Here is an 18,171-nt window from a genome sequence, read left to right on the forward strand (position 1 = left end):
TGCTTTATCACCTACTGTTATTGAGCTACAAAGAGTACTCAACTCATTTGCGTTCCGGAATATGCATGATCCCTTGAACTCTAAAAAATATAATTTTGTTATAAAGCTAACTTATTGGCTTAACCGTTTTTTTCCAGCTTGGATAGATAGCCAAAAGAAAAAAGAAATGAGAGCGTTTGTAGCTAGTCAGGTATCAGATTATTACAATTCATCTAATCAAATTACTTCTAGCTTGATTGAGGTAAGCTTACAAAGCTTGGGTTACTCGTAAATGTTTGGAAAATATTTGAACTGCGGAACAAATTAAAAGTTTTTTATTCTTTATAAAATAAGTTGAATGACTACTTCTAACAAGGTAAAAGTAATGAAGCCTGTATTTATAAGTGGGTGCCCTAGGAGTGGAACAACTTTATTAGGTTCGATGCTGGGCGGACACCAGCGGACAATTTGCACACCCGAATCTCAGTTCAAAGCTGATTTGATGCTTCTGGCAGGTGCAACCGCTCAGGAAAATATTAAAGCTGATGTAGCCTTAGAATTATTAGAAAAAAATATTCGATTTAAGCATTGGGACTTGGATATAAATAAAGTTTATTTGCCAGAAAGCTTACCTTTTTCTGATTTGATGTCGGCTTTAGTTGAAAGCTACGGCCATGACCTTGGTAAAGAAAAAGCTGATATTTGGATTGATCATACGCCACGTAATCTCTCAATTGGCTTGAAGCTAACCAAATGTTTCCCAGATAGTCAGTTTATTCATTTGGTCAGAGACGGACGGGCGATCGCTGCTTCGATCATGCCTTTAGATTGGGGGCCAAATACGATTGTTGATGCGGCTTACTGGTGGCTCGAAAACTTATCTCATGGATTGGCGGCAGAAAGCGCTTGGCAGAGCGATCGCATTTTGAGAGTTCACTATGAAGATCTGGTAGCTTTGCCTGAAGAAACCCTGCACAAGATTTGTGGCTTTTTAGATATTGACTATCAGCCTTCAATGCTAGACGGCAAAGGTATAAAATTGCCCAAGTTCACAACTCAACAGCATCAACTGGTCGGCCACCGACCTCAAACTCAGCAAATAGATAGCTGGAAAAAAAAGCTGTCACCCCGACAAATAGAAATTTTTGAATCAATCGCTTTTTCGGTTTTAGGGTATCTCGGCTATGAGCTAGTTTATGACGTCAATGCGGCGCCTCCTACGTCCAAAGAAATTTGGTCTACAAAGATTCAGGAGCGCTATAAAAAGTTAGTAAATCCTATCCTGTTTGGCTTAAGATTGCGTTCTCGCTGATTTGACTTTGAGTTCAGTCGTCGATTAAGTGGGGAAAAATGTTTCAAGACAAAAAAATCATTTTTGTGGGTGGTTTGCACAGAAGCGGCACTTCACTGCTGCATGAACTTATTCGAGAACATCCCTTAGTTAGCGGATTTAACAACACGGGTGTTCCAGAAGACGAAGGACAACACCTACAATCTGTATACTTGCCTGCTATCAACATCGGCGGCCCCGGTAGTTTTGGGTTTCACAATCAAGCTTTCATGGATGAAACGCATCCGCTTGCTATCCCCTCTAACGCTGAGAAGCTTTTCAAAGAGTGGAGTCAGCATTGGAACACGGATTGTCCTTACTTGCTAGAAAAGTCACCTCCTAACGTAGTACGTACCCGTTTTTTACAACACTTATTTCCAAACTCTATTTTTCTTGTTCTTTTAAGACATCCACTTGCTACAGCTTATGCCACTAAGAAATGGAGTAAAAACCATATCGGTTTGCTGATTAAACATTGGCTAGTCTGCTATGAAAGATTTTTGCTAGATTATCCATATTTGCGCAAGGTTTATATTCTTCACTACGAAGATTTTGTCAAAAATCCACACGAAATTTTAGCCGACTTCCTAAAATTTGCTGGCCTAGATGCTATTCCAATTAAAACCGAGGTAACCAGCGACATTAATAATAAATACTTTTCAACTTGGAAAAATGACGAAAAAAATATCGCCAAATTTTTTCTGCACAAGCTGTATATATCGCAATACGAATATCGCCTTAGAAGGTTTGGCTATAGCCTATCTCACCCAGAAAAAACTTATCCGGTAGAATATACTGGCTCTCATGTAAACGATGAGGTTGATTCACGCCCTAAAACTAACTGCAAACAGAGTTTTGGAACAGGTACTTTACCTTCTTAAATGAATAGCTAGATGAGAATTGCTTACATTGTATTAGCGCACAAGCTGCCTGAATATATTGTTCGATTAGTGAGTACACTCACTACCGAGCAGTCAGTTATCTATATTCATATAGATAAACGTGCGAATGATACCTATTGCAAAACGCTTAGCTTGCTCAGTCAGGTTTCAAATGTTTATTTTGTTCAGTCCCGTCTAAGCTGTCGATGGGGGCAGTTTAGTATAGTTGCCGCTACGCTTTCTGCCCTGCAAGCGCTCCATAGCTCAAACAACTCTTTTGATCGAGTAATATTGTTGTCAGGGCAAGACTATCCAATTAAGCCGATCGATTACATTCAAGACTTTTTTAGTCGGCATTCTCAGCAGCAGTTTATTGAATATTTTTCACTTGAAGAAGAAAACAAGTGGTCAAATGCGGTTGGCCCTTTTCAAGCTGAGCGGCGGTTAGCATACTGGCATTTTTTCTTTCGTAGCAAGCATATATACGTACCTATCAAACGCAGTTTGCCTAATGCGCTAAAGCCTTATGGCGGCTCTCAATGGTGGTGTTTTACTAAAGACTTTGTCGAATATTTGCTGCAGTTTTTAGCGGCCAATCCTGAAGTTATTCGCCATTTTAGATATACTTTTATTCCAGACGAAGCCTTTTTTCAAACGATCTTATTAAATTCTCCCTTTCGAGATACGGTAACTAATAATTCTTTAAGATATACTGACTGGAAAAATCCTAATCCTTTTCCGCCCAGAAGACTAACACTGTCTGATTTTGATGCCGTCAAGAATTCAGCCGCGCTTTATGCCCGAAAGTTTGATCCAGATGTGAGCCTTGATCTGCTAGAGGCAATTGATCAAAAGCTGCTCAAAACTGCTTATGCTTGAGTTTAAAAGCAAGTTTTGATAAGAAGACTGAAAACAAACCCTCATTGTTACTGAAAGGAACTTCTTCTATGCCTCAAACAGTTCTAGTCACAGGTGGGGCGGGTTACATTGGCTCTCATGCGGTCAAGGCTTTACAAGTCGCAGGCTACGAAGTTGTTATTTTAGACAATTTAGTCTACGGGCATCGAGAACTGGTGGAAAATGTTTTACAGGCAAAGCTGATTGAAGGTGATATCAGCGATCGCCTGCTGCTTGATAACCTTTTCTCTACCCATAAAATAGACGCTGTCATGCACTTTGCCGCCTATATTTTTGTCGGTGAGTCAGTTGAAAATCCAGCCAAATATTACCGCAACAATGTCGTTGGCACCCTGACCTTACTAGAGGCAATGGTCGCTGCCGGGGTCAACAACATTGTCTTTTCTTCCACCTGCGCCACCTATGGCCCTCCCCAATACACGCCGCTCACAGAAGACCATCCTCAAGCTCCAATCAGCCCTTACGGCATGACCAAACTCATGGTCGAAAAAATTTTGGCGGACTTTGACGCGGCCTACGGCCTCAAATCTGTCTGTTTTCGCTATTTCAATGCGGCTGGAGCCGATCCCGATGGCAAACTAGGAGAAGATCACAACCCCGAAACTCACCTGATTCCCCTGGTATTGCTCACTGCTCTTGGCAAACGCGACGCGATCGCTATCTTTGGCACAGACTATCCCACCCCAGATGGCACCTGCGTTCGCGACTATATCCACGTTAGCGACCTGGCTCAGGCTCACGTTTTGGGCGTTAAGCATCTACTGGCGAAAGGGCAAAGCGATGCCTTTAATTTGGGCAACGGCAATGGGTTTTCGGTTAAAGAAGTGATTGAAACAGCTAAGCAAGTAACCGGGAAAGACTTTAAAGTAAACCTGCGCGATCGCCGCCCTGGTGATCCTGCCGTTTTAGTCGGCAGCAGCGAAAAAGCGCAAACCGTTCTTGGTTGGCAACCGCAGTACGCCTGCCTAGAAGACATGATTAGCCATGCTTGGCAATGGCATCAGCAGCGCCATATCTAATTACTCGTTCATGTTGCGATAAGTAGCCACTGCTGAAGGCGAGATGCGGTTAAGGTAGCGGAAGATCCAGTACTTAAAGACCGTATCCAAAATGACCGGGAAAGTGGCAATAAAGAGAAAAATAAAATCGCGATTGGCGGGTAGCCCTAAATGTCGGGATAGGCTTTCGAGCAAAATTTCCCAACCGTGGGGCGAGTGAAAGCCGACAAACATGTCGGTAAACAAAATAATAATGAACGCTTTGGCACTGTCGCTGAGTCCATAGACAATTTCATCAATAAAAGACTTCAGCATGGCCACTTCGCGCTTGCTGTTAATCAGCAAAACCACAAAAGCCGCCGCCGCCAAAATATCAGCAAAAACATTTTTGAGGGCTTCAGCGCTGCGCCGCCGATAGGCTTCTTCAATTTCGATCGCCTTTTCCTGAACCGATTTTTCAATTTCTAGTTCAGGCAGACGGGGAGCCTTGCCAATAATCACTTCAAAACGCAGGCGCTCTTCAAATCGAGCCAGTTCGTGCAGAGCCTCTTCTTCCATCTCTACATTGAGAAAGGCATCTGCATCTGATTCGGAACGCAGCCAGTTAACCATAGGGCCAACCACAAAATTTTTGCTGGCCTGCTGGGTCAGCAACGGTACGATAATCAACAGCAAAATAAACTTTAGGGCGACGGTGGTTTTAACTTTAGAAGTGCGAAAGTTTTTGACCACCTCCACTTCAGCCTTAGGATCAAGATCTTGCTTGATCCGATCGACCGTGCGCAAAATCGATCGCGGCAGAAAACTAGCCCGATCTGAAAGCGCATCTCGCGTTGGCTCTGGTTCGGTATTCTCCATTTTTTCAGGTTTGGCGATCGCCTCTGTTAGCCGAGGTTGACGAGTTGCCAGCGATCGCGGCGGCGCTACCTCTGCCTCCTGGCTGGTAAGCTGGCTATTTTGCCCGTTTTGCTGACTATTTAAAGACACAATCGCCGCTGCTTCTGGCTTGGGTTTGTAGCGAGCCAGCGTTTCATCGACAAAGCGTAATTTTCTAAAAAAGATCGCTGGTTTATCAACCAGGTTTTCGCTATAGCCGTTATCGCTCGACATCGGCACCTGCATATCCATGATGCGGGGATCAAAGGTGCGCACAATAAAGCTACTGCTGCGAAACTCCGCCATCCGCATCTCAATTAAATTGAGATACTTTTTTAGCTCTGCTTGAAAATAGCTGCGGGCGCTTTGGCTGTAGGCGCTAGCGCTAGCGGCAATGGGCTGACCTTCAAAGTACTGATCTTCTATGGTTTTAATCATAAGCGCCGCTTCATAAGCCTGATCTAGCGCTCGTTCTGGAGTTTTAGTTAACCACTGCCGCGCCCTACGAAAAACTGCCTTCATTGGGGTTAAAGATACTTTTCTTAACGGAGTCTGTGATTGGAGTGTAAGACAAATTTAGTCGGTTGTAGGCTTATGCTGGTATGAAACTTGTTCAACTCGCGGGTGCCTGTGATAGAACCAAGTAACTTGGAGGTTAAATTGGGGCATAACCCACCTATCTTTGATCAGCTGTGATTTATGGATGGAGCGATTAGAACACTATGGCGGGGCAAATCTTAGGCGATCGCTATGAATTAGAAAAGCAGCTCGGTAAAAAGTCTGGACGCTGGACGTTTGTAGCGCGAGATCTGCTAGACGAGAGCCGTGTCATCCTGAAGCTGCTCTTTATCGACGATGAACTACAGCCTACTGACTTGAAACTCTTTAAGCGAGAAATCGAAGCCCTTCAGCAAATTGATCATCCGGGAACTCCTCGACACTTAGACTATTTTGAAATTACGCTACCTCGAGACGGTAAGGCTTTAGCGCTGGTTCACAGTTATGTCAAAGGCATTTCCTTAGCCAAAAATTTGCAGCAAGGCCGCAAACTCAAAGAAGCTGAAGCTCGCTACGTCGGCCAAAAAGTGCTAGAAGTTTTGGTCTACTTACATCAGCACAATCCCCCTATCGTACATCGCGATATTCGTCCTGGCAATGTCTTACTGGAAAAAGATGAAGCGGGCGGGTGGCCACAGATTCACCTGATTGATTTTGGCTCAGTCAAGTCTTTGTCATTAGGGCATACCGCTCTGACCCGCGTAGGCTTAGACGGCTACATCCCCCCTGAGCAAATTGGTGGGCGGGCAATGGCCGTATCTGACTTGTATAGCCTGGGAGCAACGCTCATCAATGCAATGAGCGATCACCATCCCAATGACCTGCAAGTCGGCATGAAACTTGATTTTGCCTCAGTGCTAACGCTACAGCCTGAATTTGCTAGCTGGTTAGAGCGCATGGTTGCCCCTACACTCGAACAACGCTGGCCTTCGGCTGCCGCCGCCCTAGAAGCGCTACCACCTCTCTAACCAGAGCGTCTAGGGGGCGATTGGCGAAAAAGTTGGCCGCCCTTCTCTACCTGAAGAAGGCTATAGCTGTAGCCACCAGCGTTGAGCCACGTTAATGGCTAAAAGCCCCTAGACAGAATTACTTTCCTTCTGCCCGCAGCCGTTTGCCTTGCGCTATAGCTATAAAACAAAACGTCTCCAACCACGTTAGAGGGTGTTTGAAAAGCCAGTGGTTATGATTTTAGGCACTTGTCGATCCCCCCTAGCCCCCTTAAAAAGTGGGAAATCGGCTCGGAAGGCTTCCTTTCCAAAGGGAATTTAGGGGAATCTAAACCGTTTTGCTACGCAGCAGATATCTCTTCAAATATCCTCTTAGAGACGTCTGAAGCGCCGCCAGCGATCGCGGCTTTTAACCACAAACAAGCCTCGGCTAAAAGAACCAGCCGTAGCTATGTAACCCTTTACCTAAAATATTGACGCCTAAATAGCAAATCCAGACGACTACAAATCCTGATGCCGCCAAAATAGCGGGTCGTCTACCCTGCCAGCCTTTAGTAATACGTGCATGTAGATAAGCCGCAAACACTAGCCAGGTAATCAGCGCCCACGTCTCTTTAGGATCCCAGCTCCAATAAGAACCCCAGGCTTCATTGGCCCATACAGCCCCAGCAATGATGCCAATCGTTAGCAGCGGAAATCCCAAACCAATGACGCGGTAGCTAATATTGTCAAGCGTATCGGCCAATGTTAAACGCTGGGGCGATAGCAGTGGTAGCGTGTCTGTCTCTAGTTGCGGTTTGTCTAAAACAGCCGTGCCTCCACCTGCCGCTTCTAAGGCAACCGCTTGCGAGGCCGAAACCTTTTCATCAATGGTTTCACCAGCCCGCTTAAGCTGATACTGACCCTGGCGAAAGCCGCCTGTGCCCACAGAGCTACCTTTTAAATTCACCGCTTGCCCCCGCGTGACTATTAAAAAAGCCACCGCCAGCAAAGAACCGACCAGCAAAGCCGCATAGCTCAACAGCATCACACTCACATGCATCATCAGCCAGTTCGATTTGAGCGCTGGCACCAGCGGCTCAGAGATTTGCATGTGTCCCGGCAGCGTAATTGCCGCAAAAGCGGTGATGCCCATGGCTACTGGCGCAGTAATAGCCCCTACCAGCCGACTGCCACTCATACTTTCGGCTACCAGGTGCATGGCCGTAATGCCCCAGGCTAAGAAAAAGAGCGATTCGTACAGGTTGCTAAGCGGAAAATAGCCCGCCTCAATCCAGCGAGCCGTCAGTAGAGCGGCGATACAAAGATTGGCGATCGCCATGCCCAACCGTCCGGTGTTTGCCAGCAAGGGAATACTGGGAAACGCGACCCCACCCCAGTAAACCAGCATTGTGACGAACAGGATGGCAAAGGAGGCGTTGTCTAACCAGCCCTGTAGAGTAACCAGATCCATGAGCACTTTGTTGAGTTTCGGTATGTTTATTATGCTACCGATAAGTTGAGGTAGTGCGCGAGTTTACTTTATTCTTCTTCTACGGTGGCAGAAGAAGGTGTTGTTTGCGGCGAACTTGCAGCTTCGTCCGGTTGAGAGAGTTCACCAGGCCGCTCACCTTTGGCCAAAATGACATAGACATCGTAAAGTACGCTGCGCTCATCTTGGGTAGCAGTTGTCACTCCAATTCTTTCAATGGCCTCAACGACGGCGGGTTGTTGAGCCGCTGGCAAATTGGGCAACAGCCGACTCTGTACCTGCGCCATTTGCTGTAAATCAATAAAGAAATGACCGTTATTAGCTGCCAGTTGAGAAGCCGTAACCGCCTGGAAAGCAGACGTTTCCGCTAAGCTTTTAGACTGGTTAACAATGGCAGCAGTTGCAGCCTGCCCAACGCTGAGAAAGACCGTATCCCCGTCAATCCAACCATGAGCAAAGGTGGTTGATTGAAATGGTGAAGTCCAGCGGGTTACTGATTGGCCGTTGGTTTCGGTGGTTTCTACCTGAAACCGATAGCGATCAGCTACGACGCTGTCTAGCTGGGCTAGCGTTTCTTCGGCGGCGGTGCGATCGCTGACTTCTACCAAAAAGGCAAACTCAACGGGTAGGTTAGCGGCGTTAGCCGCGTCTGTGGTTGCCGCTGCAGGCATCACTGCCAAAGCAAATTCACCTGCCATCCACGGCATTAAGTCTGTATCGACGTCCAGCCCCAGGGTTGTATTAATACCGACCCGCAAATTATTCGGATCAAAGGGCAACAGCGATCCGGCTGTGGCTCCCTGGCTATAGTCTTGCCAGAACTGTTGTAAGTTGCCCCCAGAGGCCATAACCAGCGTTTGGGCGGGCAATCGGCGGGGCATTTCGCCCGCTTCGTTACTAACGCTATAGGTGCGATCGCTACCTGCAGCCAGCCAGCTCAAACTGCTAATGTGCAAGCCATCGGCTGTTATTTCCACAGTGCCCACGAGTCCCTGCGCGTCGTTAAACACTTGCAGGCTGCCAGCCGGAATCGGCGGCTGACTTCGTGTGGCGACTGTTTCGCTCACCACTGGCAAGTTCACATAAAATTTGGCAAACGTTTGCGAATTTGCCACTTTAGCAAAAGACTGCGCGTATTTAGGCAGTTGAGCCAGCGATTCGCCTCCCTTAAAAGTATCGATCGCCGTTTCAGCAGCAGCAGCAGTGGTGGCAACGGCAACCAGTTCTTTGCCCAAGACAGCCGCCCACAGGCGATCGCCCTCACTGCCTTCAAATTCCATCACCTCAACCCCGCGATACTGATTAACCGCGATCGCTTGAGTGACTGATGGGGTAGAGCTAGAAGTCGTAGATTCAGGCGCAGCGGTAGTAGCAGAATCTGCTGACTCTGCCGACTCAGAAGCACCGAGCAGGGCTTGGGCTTGCAGCGGGTCGGCAATGGGCAACACTGCAATTAAAGGCTGCTGCAGTTCTGCGCTATCGGCAGAGGGTAGGCTGTCTGCTGCCGCTGCCGCTGATGGAGGTAACAAAGCAAAGGTGATTTCTTCACCAACCCAAGGCGCAATATCTCGCTCAAAAGCATAGCCCTGGCTGGTCAAAAGGCGATCGCGCCAGCGTATCAAGGTTTGGTCAAATTGGGCTTGCGTTTCGGGGGTGCCCAACTGTCTGAGTCGCCGCCACTGACGCTCATCCGTACTAACGCTCACCACCAGCGTCGCCTCATCTGGAATCGCGGTGATCCCAGGGGGTAAGTCTGCCGATAGCCCTAGCCGCCGCGACAAAAACCAATACGCCAAAGCACCGCCGCCAATCAGCAAAATGGCAGTTCCAACCGTCAGCAATAGAGGTGGCTTTTTCATGACCGCAACTCAAACAAATCGCTTTGCCAATCTAACAAACTGCTGCAAAGATTTGCTGCTAGAAATAAGGAAAAGAGCTAGCGATCGCCGTCGGATAGAGGTTTATGAAGTTTTGGATGCAATGGACTGTAGCCAATTTAGTCGGTGGGGGCTTAATTGGCTTTTTAGAAGTGAGAGGGCTGCAATTTACGGCTACGCTTTTGCTCACAGGTGGGGTGCTAGGGGTGCTACAGTGGCTGGTCTTAAAGTCGCACCTGCGCTCGGTGCGCGGGTGGGCGATCGCGACGGCTCTGGGCTGGATCGGCGGCGTCTTTTTGACTCAGTTTCTCGGTGTTTGGATCAATCCGCTGACCAACTTGTTATGGAAGCAACTGGGAGGGTGGGAAGTGCTATGGCTCAATCTGATCAAGCTGCCGCTGATGGTGTTAATGATGGCTCTGGCTCAAAGCTGGGTGCTGGGCTGGCGACGCTTAGCGATCGCCCCTTGGCTTTTAATCAACGCGGCGGGTGGGTTGGCTAAAGGGGGTCTCAGTGCGGCTTTGTGTCCGCTGGTGTGTAATATTTGGCCGCTAGGGGTAGGCGCAGGTGTGGCTGAGGGGCTGGGCTGGGCTGCTTATGGCGGCTTAGTCGGTTGGGGTCTGATGCAGTGGGGGCAGTGGCACCAAGCCCCCTAAACGTCATGAACTGAAACATGAAGAAGCGCAACAGAACGTTATGCTAAGCCTGAATAAATTTTGCGACTATCTGCAAATCTGCTGACATATCGCCTCGATAGCATGACTACACAGACTGTTCAGCCTTCTCAAAAAAAACTGTGGTTAGCGGCCATCAAACCGCCGATGTATAGTGTGGCCGTGATGCCTATTTGTGTGGGCACTGCGGTCGCTTTTTTTGAAACGCAGGTTTTTCACGCGGGCATATTCTTCATCTTCGTCCTGTCTGCCATTCTCATTTTGGCCTGGGAAAATCTGAGCAATGACGTATTTGATTCAGACACAGGCATTGATGTTAACAAAGCGCATTCAGTGGTCAATTTGACCCGCAGCCGATCGCTGGTGTTTTGGCTAAGCAATTTTGTTCTGGCTTTAGGAATAACTGGTATTCTCGCGATCGCTTTGTGGCAGCGAGATTTTACAGTGTTGGGGCTGATTTTGCTTTGCTGTTTGCTGGGCTATGTCTACCAGGGGCCGCCTTTTCGGTGGGGTTATCAGGGTTTAGGTGAAGTTCTCTGCTTTTTTAGCTTTGGGCCATTAGGGGTCGGCGCTGCTTACTACAGTCAGGCTCAAACTTGGTCAATCACGGGGCTGGCGGCGGCGGTGATTATTGGCCTGACGACATCGCTAGTGCTGTTTTGCTCTCACTTTCATCAGGTCGAGGATGATTTGGCCGCAGGCAAGCGATCGCCGATTGTCCGTTTGGGGACTTGGCGAGGCGCTTTGCTGCTGCCCTGGATAGGCGGTAGCGTTTTTGCCATTGCGATCGCCTTTGTCATCCTTGACTTTTTCCCCGTATGGACGCTTTTGGTGTTGGCGAGTCTGCCGCCTGTTGTGCGGCTATGCCAACATGTACGCTGCTATCACGCTCAGCCTGCCCAAGTGCATAATGCTAAGTTTGTGGCGATCGCTTTTCACTTTTGGAGCGGTGTGCTGCTGTGCCTGGGTTTTTTAATTCCCCATGTCTTACCGCTTTGAGTTTCGGCTCTATCATCGTCCCTTTCAGCCACCGCTGCAAACCCGACATGGCACTTGGACGGTACGCACAGGCATCTTGCTGCGGCTAATTGACCAGGCTGGCCAGATTAGCTACGGAGAAATTGTGCCGCTGCCCTGGTTTGGGACTGAAACCTTAGACCAAGCTTTAGACTATTGCCGTCATTGCCCCACCTGGATGAGCGCTGAAGCGATCGCGGCGATTCCCTCCCAAATGCCTGCCTGTCAGTTTGGCTTTGGTGCAGCCAGGGCAGGGCTGGCCAAATCCCTCACAATTGCATTAAAACCGCATCTAATTTGTGGTTTGTTGCCGACTGGATCAGCCGCTTTAACAAGCTGGCCTACCCTCTGGCAAAAGGGTCATCGAACCTTCAAATGGAAAATTAGCGTCGCTGATCTAGCCCAAGAGTTAGCCATTTTGGAGAAATTAGTTCAAGCTTTGCCCCCGCAAGCCCGATTGCGGCTCGATGCCAACGGCGGGTTAACGTTTGCTCAAGCACAGGTCTGGCTAAACACCTGCGATCGCCTGGGTATTGAGTTTTTAGAACAGCCTTTGCCACCGGATCACTTTGAGACGTTGCAGCAACTCAGCCATTGCTATCACACCCCCATTGCCCTAGATGAATCAGTGGCCACGCTGACTGATTTAAAGAGGTGTTATGCCCAGGGTTGGCCGGGGTTGTTTGTGGTTAAAGCTGCGATCGCTGGTTTTCCGTCTCAGCTATTGACTTTTTGCCAGACGTGCCGCGATCGCCTGATTTTTTCTTCTGTCTTTGAAACACCGATTGGGCAGCAGGCGGTTTGGGCTTTGGCGGCTCAGCTTCATGGCGATCGCGAGTTAGCACCTGAATATGCTTTGGGCTTTGGCACCGAGCATTGGTTTGCAGATACCTTAACAACCAATTTTGAACAGCTATGGCAGCAGCTTTAAGCACCATCCTGACACAGCGTTGGGGAGAAGACTGGCTCATCGGGGCTGAAAGTCAGCGATTTTGGCAGGTAGTTGAGCAGCGATCGCAGCAGCTAGCGCAACTGCCCCAAGCCCTGCCGCGAGTCTTCATTGCTGAGCCAGATCCTGTCTTGTTTTTGGCAGGTTTGATGGCTGCGGGTCGCCATCAGAGCGTCATCTTTCTTGGCAATCCTCACTGGCAAAACCGCGAATGGTCACAAGTTAAGCAACATCTTTCTGCTGATCTGGTATGGGGATCCACTTCGCTATCTCTGCCGTCAAAGTCAGCCGCCTTTTGCCAAACGGCAACGTTAGGGATTCCGACTGGCGGGTCTTCAGGCCAGATCAAATGGGCTATGCATACTTGGGAAACTTTATTAGCCGCTGTGGAAGGTTTCCAGCAGCATTTTCAGACGGTGGCCGTCAACGCTTATTGCACATTGCCGCTTTATCATGTCAGTGGCTTAATGCAGGCTTTGAGAACGTTTTTCTCTGGAGGACGGCTGGTTTTGCAGTCCTTCAAGCAGCTAGAGCAAGCATCTTTAGAGGTTCCGGCTCACTGCTTTATTTCTCTAGTCCCTACGCAGCTACAACGATTGCTCACGGCAGAGGCTCGTTGGTCGGTGTGGCTATCGCAGTTTAAAGCGGTCTTGCTAGGAGGTGCCCCAGCTTGGCCGCAGCTATTAACGCAAGCCGACCAGCAGCAGCTACCGCTGGCTTTGACCTACGGTATGACCGAAACGGCTGCTCAAATTGCCACCCTGCTGCCCAGCGAATTTTTAGCGGGTAATCGCAGCAGCGGGCGAGTCTTGCCTCATGTTCAAGTCGAAATTTTAGACGAAGCAGGCGATCGCTTGCCTACTGGAAAGATAGGGCACATTGCCATTCGATCGCGATCGCTTTGCCAAGGTTATTACGCCGCTGACAACGCCAACTTTGCCAACTGGTCAGACAACCCCACCCGGCTTTTTCAACCCGACGATTTGGGCTTTTTAGACGCTGAAGGCTATCTATCTGTAGTTGGTCGCAACAGCCACAAAATCATTACAGGAGGGGAAAAAGTTTTTCCTGAAGAGGTAGAAGCCGCAATTTGGCAAACGGGTCTGGTGCAAGACGTTGGCGTTGTGGGTCTGAGCGATCGCCTTTGGGGGCAAGTAGTCACAGCCATATACGTGCCTAAGCAAACAGACCTTTCCAGCCAGATGATTAAAGCGGCGATCGCCCCCCAACTGGCTGCTTACAAACTGCCTAAGCAATGGCTAGCCGTAGCCGCGCTGCCCCGCAATCTTCAGGGCAAAGTCAACCGACAGGCCCTACGAACACTGGCGATCGGCCAAATTCCTTAAAGCTTCATCGACTGCTAGCGCCGTTCACTCAATCAGAGCAGCGCTTTGTCAAATGTTCGGCTGCTGAACAACGGAGAGGGAGGGATTCGAACCCTCGATAGGTGTGACCCTATAACAGATTTCGAGTCTGCCGCATTCAACCGCTCTGCCACCTCTCCCAGCGATCCAAGCTATTTTAGCGCTGATCGATGGCAAATAGCGATCGCCTTCAAAATCCGGCAAAAATTTGTCGCAGTATCTTGCTAAAAGCTTCGGCATGAATAGACGTAGTCACCACCATTAAAATACCTAAACGGCCAAAAGTCCCTGACAAAAGACTTTTCCTGCCCTCAACCTTCTGTTTTTACCTATAAAACGTAGATTTCTACCCCCACTTTAGAGGCCGCTACTCCAACGCGATCGCATCTTGGCTCGCTGCTAGGGTTGTTTGAAAGCCTGTATCAGATCGCCATTGAATAGCGCCATCACGTTGTGTCCAGTACACGGTAACTTGGCGATCGCGCAGCTTAGCCTCAACCGCTTCATCAAGCTGATAACCTGAATAAATTGCTACAGCCGGATCGACCACGTCTAACAGGTTTTCGGCTAGCGTATCGCCCGTCCACCAGATTACCTGACTTTTTAACCCATCTCCGACGCTGGCTAACTGCTGCTGGGCTGCGCTAGAAAGTTGACCAATGGATAACCAGGCTTGGTCTGCAAACAAAATGCGCAAAATGGGAGAATTTGCTCCCAAATTTTGGATTTGAGCAGCGTCTAAATCAGTCGTTTTGCCAATTGGCAGAAGCTGAGACGCCAAAGGTTTAGTAGAAACCTCTGTGGCAGTATAGAAAACTTGGGCAGGCGTCTGCTGTAGAATCCTTGTCCATCCCTCTACGCTCTCGCCGCTATTACCCAGCAAAATTCCTGTACTCAAGCGATTAACACCCGCTTGCTGCAAAAAGGGTAAAACCGTATAGCCTGCCGTTTGACTGTCGCCATCGCTGATCAAAACGGTTTGTCTCGCCCGTTGCACAACCAAAGCCGATTGTTGAGGCGTAGAAAGAACGGTGATCTGCTGTAAAGCGTGGGCTGCAGACCAAGCCGGAACTATGACCAAACCACAGGCGATCGCACCTACTAGCCATTGGCGCTGCTTCAGCCAAGGTTGTAACCAGCCCAAGCCAAAGAGACTGTAAAGCCCTAGCACCTGCCAGAGAGAAACCTGAGCGATCGCCATTGAGCTACCCGGCTGCTGGTTGCAAAATTCCACCAGGACTATCAGTAAGTGAATAGGATAGTACAACAATCCGGCGATCGCGCTGCCTGCGGGTTGCCAGATTAAGGCCAGCAAACCTGTTGCTATGCCGCCTAAACTAATGAGGCTAACCAAGGGCGTAGCCAGCAGATTGAGCAAAATGCCATAGGTTGGTAGCGTATTGAAGTGATAAAGCTGCAAAGGGGCTGTCCACAAACTAGCGGCTATAGGCACAGCGATGGCGCTGGCAAGCGGACTCGGCAGCCAATCTAGCCAGCGACTTAACGGCTGAGCCGTCACAATCAAGCCGAAAGTAGCGGCTACGCTGAGCTGAAAGCCAATGTCCCAAATCCAGGTAGGTTGCCAGAGTAGCAGCCCCGTCGCCGCTACCACCAAACAGCCCAGGGAACTCACTTTGCGCTCAGTTGCCAGTCCAATCAAGGCTCCACCCCCCATCAAAGCGGCTCGCATTACGCTAGGCTGTGCCCCTGTGAGGCCCACATAGCTCACTAATGCGATCGCGCCGCTTATGACTTGAGTGCGGCTAGATCGCGATCGCACCAAGCTCAGGATCAACCCCAGCACCAAAGAGACATGGAAGCCAGAAGCCGCCAGAGTATGGGCTAAACCTGCCTGTATAAAGGCATCGCGAACATCAAAGGGTAAGTCCACCGCCTTGCGACCCAGTGCCATCGCACTCATCAACGGTCCTGCCGGACTGCCCAGAGATCGGGCTTGAGCTTGAACAATACGCTGCCTTATCTGCCAGAGTCCCAAACCTGGCTGCGAAGCAGGTTCAAGCTGTGCCGCTAGAAACCCAGCAAAGCAACCTTTACTAGCCAGGTATTTTTGAAAATCGAAACCATTAGGATTTTGAGCCGCTTGTGGGGCATAAAGATGGCCCATCATCAGCACCTGTTGACCCGCCCGCAATCCTGTAATTTGGAGCTTAGGTGCCGTTACATAAAGTTTACCGTTCAGTTTTTGAGCCTGCGTACCACCCGATTCTCGTACTGAGTAAACGTTGACCCACAATTGCCCCTTATCGCTTCGCGTCAATCGAGGTTCTTGAACAATGGCTCCTCGAACAACCAGCGTAGACGGTTCACCCGCAGAAACAAGCTGGCTGATATCGGTACGAGTCGGCTGAGGCGTGCGGTAACTGCAGTAACCAGCGGCTAGCAAACCTACCAACCCAGCGATCAACCAACCCCTTACGCTTGGGCCACGGTACCAACGACGGGGCAATAGAGCCGCACAGCCCCCACTCGCTAAGGCAAGCCCGTAGCCACCCAGAGGTAAGCCTAAAAAATTTGTAAACTCCGGAACAACCGAAAAGCCTGAAGCAAGAAGCCCTACGACATAAGCTAGGCAGATAACCAAGCCAGTAATCGGCGTCATGTTGAGCTATCCTCACGCACCCCACCCTAGCTAGCCCATCTTTTTGTCACAAGTATCGAAAAAAGCCCTGCAGTTGCAGGGCTTCAAGCAAAATGGCGATTGCAATAAAGCTATTTAGGTCACGGACTAAATAGACAGCCCCAGCTTCAAACCTAAAAATGCATGAACGAACATAACCGCGATCGCAATCGTACCAATATAAGCATGGGTTGTGCGGAGCGCGGCTTGATTACCACCAAACTTAGTAGCTGAAATTAAACCATTAATAGCCAGCAAACCTACCACAATCGATCCCGTCCAGAAATGAGGACTCGCCAAAATTGGCTGCCCTTGCATCACCAATGAAAGCAATCCTCCGGTATAGCCCAGCGTAATAAAGGTAAACAACCAAGGCGCTAGCTGGCGGTGACTTAACTTACTCTCAACGGCAACCTCTTTGTCTTCAGCCACCCGTCCCCGCCAGCCTGCCCACGCCACAAAGCTGCCCAGCACAAAAATAACGATCCCCATCATCAAAGGATGGCCCCAATGAACAATGGGTTCAGGCAAGCCAAACTGTCGAAACCATCCTGCAATCGGTTCTAAAGAAGCTCTCAAACTAGAAACCACAACTAACCCTCTCGCCCTAATCAAGTCCACTATACACTTCTTAATATGCCACCCACCGCTTTGTTACCTGGCAGTATTGGCGTCTCTCGCTAGGTGAGCAATTGGCAAAACCGTAAGATGGCTAGTGCTTTAAGCGGCTTGAGCCGTAGCCTTTGCTGGCAACAGCGGAAAACCCATTGCTTCACGCTGCTCTAGGTATAGATGAGCCACTCGCCGAGCTAAAGTTCGCACTTGACGGATATAGCGCGTGCGCTCAGTTACCGAAATTACCCCGCGAGCATCTAATAGATTAAACGTGTGGGAACATTTCAGTACATAGTCGTAAGCTGGCAGCACCAGTTGCTTATCCATTAGCTGCTCCGCTTCCTTTTGATACAAATCAAACAGCGTAAATAAAAGCTCTGGATTTGAGGCATCAAAGTTATAGGCGGAGTGCTCAATTTCTCCCTGCATATGAACATCGCCGTACGTAATCTGGTCATTCCATTGAATTTTGGCGATCGCATCTACTTCCTGTAAATACATCGTCAAACGCTCTAAACCGTAAGTTAGTTCAATCGCAACAGGATTACAGTCAATCCCTCCACATTGCTGGAAATAGGTGAACTGAGTAATTTCCATTCCATCTAACCAAACTTCCCAGCCAACGCCCCAAGCGCCAACGGCAGCATCTTCCCAGTTGTCTTCTACAAACCGAACATCATGATCTTCAGGACGAATACCCAAAGCTCTCAAAGACTCAAGATAAGTTTCCTGGATATCGCTTGGCGAAGGCTTAATTAAAACTTGGTATTGATAATAGTGCTGGTAACGATTGGGATTCTCGCCATAGCGCCCATCTGCAGGACGGCGACACGGTTCAACATAAGCAACTGACCAAGGTTCTGGCCCGATAGCTCTTAGAAAGGTATGGGGGCTTTTAGTTCCAGCCCCCTTCTCTGTATCGTAAGGCTGCACGATTAGACAGCCGCGATCGGCCCAAAACTGATGCAGCGTAGCAATGACTGACTGAAAGTTCACCCGCCTCTCCTTCAAACAAATATTCTTGCCTGACTATATCTAAAACCCTCCTTCCTCGAAAGCCTCAGAAAGACAAAGACTTA

The 18,171-nt window shown here is 49.1% G+C and carries 16 protein-coding genes and 1 tRNA gene; 10 read left to right on the top strand and 7 right to left on the bottom strand.

Annotation, left to right across the window (positions count from 1 at the left end):
- From ACTS3T_RS23840 to galE, 5 genes are all read left to right on the top strand, one after another.
- Nucleotides 1–271: hypothetical protein (locus tag ACTS3T_RS23840; RefSeq protein WP_462935854.1), on the top strand; the 271-nt coding region annotated here is incomplete at its 5' end.
- A gap of 66 nt (nucleotides 272–337) precedes the next feature.
- A complete protein-coding gene (locus ACTS3T_RS23845) occupies nucleotides 338–1,291 on the top strand; it encodes a sulfotransferase family protein (RefSeq protein WP_462935855.1) in 954 nt (317 codons plus the stop codon).
- Nucleotides 1,292–1,329: 38 nt separating this feature from the next.
- A complete protein-coding gene (locus ACTS3T_RS23850; protein WP_462935856.1) occupies nucleotides 1,330–2,190 on the top strand; it encodes a sulfotransferase family protein in 861 nt (286 codons plus the stop codon).
- A 12-nt stretch (nucleotides 2,191–2,202) separates the two neighbouring features.
- The gene (locus tag ACTS3T_RS23855; RefSeq protein WP_462935857.1) at nucleotides 2,203–3,069 is read left to right on the top strand and encodes a beta-1,6-N-acetylglucosaminyltransferase; all 867 of its coding nucleotides are present in this window, start codon (nucleotides 2,203–2,205) and stop codon (nucleotides 3,067–3,069) included.
- Nucleotides 3,070–3,137: 68 nt separating this feature from the next.
- Nucleotides 3,138–4,127, top strand: coding sequence for a UDP-glucose 4-epimerase GalE (galE, locus tag ACTS3T_RS23860; RefSeq protein ID WP_462935858.1), 990 nt, complete (start codon nucleotides 3,138–3,140; stop codon nucleotides 4,125–4,127).
- Here the strand turns inward: galE and ACTS3T_RS23865 are convergent, their stop codons facing one another.
- Nucleotides 4,128–5,504 (bottom strand): proton extrusion protein PcxA, encoded by a 1,377-nt coding sequence (locus tag ACTS3T_RS23865; RefSeq protein WP_462935859.1) that lies wholly within the window; start codon nucleotides 5,502–5,504, stop codon nucleotides 4,128–4,130.
- Nucleotides 5,505–5,704: 200 nt separating this feature from the next.
- On the opposite strand from ACTS3T_RS23865, the gene ACTS3T_RS23870 reads away from it, so the two are divergent.
- Complete coding sequence (locus tag ACTS3T_RS23870; protein WP_462935860.1) at nucleotides 5,705–6,508, top strand: serine/threonine protein kinase; 804 nt, start codon at nucleotides 5,705–5,707, stop codon at nucleotides 6,506–6,508.
- Between the two features lie 409 nt (nucleotides 6,509–6,917).
- Here ACTS3T_RS23870 and ccsB read toward each other — a convergent pair whose 3' ends face one another.
- Together ccsB and ACTS3T_RS23880 are read right to left on the bottom strand one after the other, a co-directional pair.
- Nucleotides 6,918–7,940, bottom strand: a complete 1,023-nt coding sequence (gene ccsB / locus ACTS3T_RS23875; RefSeq protein WP_462935861.1) for a c-type cytochrome biogenesis protein CcsB — start codon at nucleotides 7,938–7,940, stop codon at nucleotides 6,918–6,920.
- Between the two features lie 68 nt (nucleotides 7,941–8,008).
- Nucleotides 8,009–9,817, bottom strand: coding sequence for a DUF3352 domain-containing protein (locus ACTS3T_RS23880; protein ID WP_462935862.1), 1,809 nt, complete (start codon nucleotides 9,815–9,817; stop codon nucleotides 8,009–8,011).
- A 104-nt stretch (nucleotides 9,818–9,921) separates the two neighbouring features.
- On the opposite strand from ACTS3T_RS23880, the gene ACTS3T_RS23885 reads away from it, so the two are divergent.
- The 4 genes from ACTS3T_RS23885 to ACTS3T_RS23900 all read left to right on the top strand — a co-directional run bounded on the left by ACTS3T_RS23885 (nucleotide 9,922) and on the right by ACTS3T_RS23900 (nucleotide 13,821).
- Nucleotides 9,922–10,491 (top strand): hypothetical protein, encoded by a 570-nt coding sequence (locus ACTS3T_RS23885; protein WP_462935863.1) that lies wholly within the window; start codon nucleotides 9,922–9,924, stop codon nucleotides 10,489–10,491.
- 102 nt (nucleotides 10,492–10,593) lie between these two features.
- Nucleotides 10,594–11,508, top strand: coding sequence for a 2-carboxy-1,4-naphthoquinone phytyltransferase (gene menA / locus ACTS3T_RS23890; protein WP_462935864.1), 915 nt, complete (start codon nucleotides 10,594–10,596; stop codon nucleotides 11,506–11,508).
- On the top strand, nucleotides 11,492–12,457 hold the full coding sequence (locus tag ACTS3T_RS23895; protein WP_462935865.1) for an o-succinylbenzoate synthase: 966 nt from the start codon (nucleotides 11,492–11,494) through the stop codon (nucleotides 12,455–12,457). The genes menA and ACTS3T_RS23895 overlap by 17 nt, the downstream gene beginning before the upstream one ends.
- Nucleotides 12,442–13,821 (top strand): 2-succinylbenzoate--CoA ligase, encoded by a 1,380-nt coding sequence (locus ACTS3T_RS23900; protein ID WP_462935866.1) that lies wholly within the window; start codon nucleotides 12,442–12,444, stop codon nucleotides 13,819–13,821. The genes ACTS3T_RS23895 and ACTS3T_RS23900 overlap by 16 nt, the downstream gene beginning before the upstream one ends.
- Before the next feature lie 71 nt (nucleotides 13,822–13,892).
- Here ACTS3T_RS23900 and ACTS3T_RS23905 read toward each other — a convergent pair.
- The 4 genes from ACTS3T_RS23905 to glyQ form a co-directional block, all read right to left on the bottom strand.
- Nucleotides 13,893–13,979 (bottom strand) — tRNA-Ser (locus tag ACTS3T_RS23905).
- Nucleotides 13,980–14,206: 227 nt separating this feature from the next.
- On the bottom strand, nucleotides 14,207–16,459 hold the full coding sequence (locus ACTS3T_RS23910) for a ComEC/Rec2 family competence protein (protein WP_462935867.1): 2,253 nt from the start codon (nucleotides 16,457–16,459) through the stop codon (nucleotides 14,207–14,209).
- A gap of 126 nt (nucleotides 16,460–16,585) precedes the next feature.
- Complete coding sequence (locus ACTS3T_RS23915) at nucleotides 16,586–17,068, bottom strand: DUF4079 domain-containing protein (protein WP_462935868.1); 483 nt, start codon at nucleotides 17,066–17,068, stop codon at nucleotides 16,586–16,588.
- Nucleotides 17,069–17,197: 129 nt separating this feature from the next.
- Entirely contained in the window at nucleotides 17,198–18,088 is an 891-nt protein-coding gene (gene glyQ / locus ACTS3T_RS23920) for a glycine--tRNA ligase subunit alpha (protein WP_462935869.1), read from the bottom strand.
- Nucleotides 18,089–18,171 lie beyond the last annotated feature (83 nt).

It is taken from the genome of Almyronema sp. (assembly GCF_052168255.1).
Taxonomy (GTDB): Bacteria; Cyanobacteriota; Cyanobacteriia; order Phormidesmidales; family Phormidesmidaceae; genus Sphaerothrix; species Sphaerothrix epifaneia.

Excerpts from the sequence above, each read along its gene's own strand:
- ACTS3T_RS23845 (WP_462935855.1), top strand. The coding sequence starts at position 338 with ATGACTACTTCTAACAAGGTAAAAGTAATGAAGCCTGTATTTATAAGT.
- ACTS3T_RS23850 (WP_462935856.1), top strand. The coding sequence starts at position 1,330 with ATGTTTCAAGACAAAAAAATCATTTTTGTGGGTGGTTTGCACAGAAGC.
- ACTS3T_RS23855 (WP_462935857.1), top strand. The coding sequence starts at position 2,203 with ATGAGAATTGCTTACATTGTATTAGCGCACAAGCTGCCTGAATATATT.
- galE (WP_462935858.1), top strand. The coding sequence starts at position 3,138 with ATGCCTCAAACAGTTCTAGTCACAGGTGGGGCGGGTTACATTGGCTCT.
- ACTS3T_RS23865 (WP_462935859.1), bottom strand. The coding sequence starts at position 5,504 with ATGAAGGCAGTTTTTCGTAGGGCGCGGCAGTGGTTAACTAAAACTCCA.
- ACTS3T_RS23870 (WP_462935860.1), top strand. The coding sequence starts at position 5,705 with ATGGCGGGGCAAATCTTAGGCGATCGCTATGAATTAGAAAAGCAGCTC.
- ccsB (WP_462935861.1), bottom strand. The coding sequence starts at position 7,940 with ATGGATCTGGTTACTCTACAGGGCTGGTTAGACAACGCCTCCTTTGCC.
- ACTS3T_RS23880 (WP_462935862.1), bottom strand. The coding sequence starts at position 9,817 with ATGAAAAAGCCACCTCTATTGCTGACGGTTGGAACTGCCATTTTGCTG.
- ACTS3T_RS23885 (WP_462935863.1), top strand. The coding sequence starts at position 9,922 with ATGAAGTTTTGGATGCAATGGACTGTAGCCAATTTAGTCGGTGGGGGC.
- menA (WP_462935864.1), top strand. The coding sequence starts at position 10,594 with ATGACTACACAGACTGTTCAGCCTTCTCAAAAAAAACTGTGGTTAGCG.
- ACTS3T_RS23895 (WP_462935865.1), top strand. The coding sequence starts at position 11,492 with ATGTCTTACCGCTTTGAGTTTCGGCTCTATCATCGTCCCTTTCAGCCA.
- ACTS3T_RS23900 (WP_462935866.1), top strand. The coding sequence starts at position 12,442 with ATGGCAGCAGCTTTAAGCACCATCCTGACACAGCGTTGGGGAGAAGAC.
- ACTS3T_RS23910 (WP_462935867.1), bottom strand. The coding sequence starts at position 16,459 with ATGACGCCGATTACTGGCTTGGTTATCTGCCTAGCTTATGTCGTAGGG.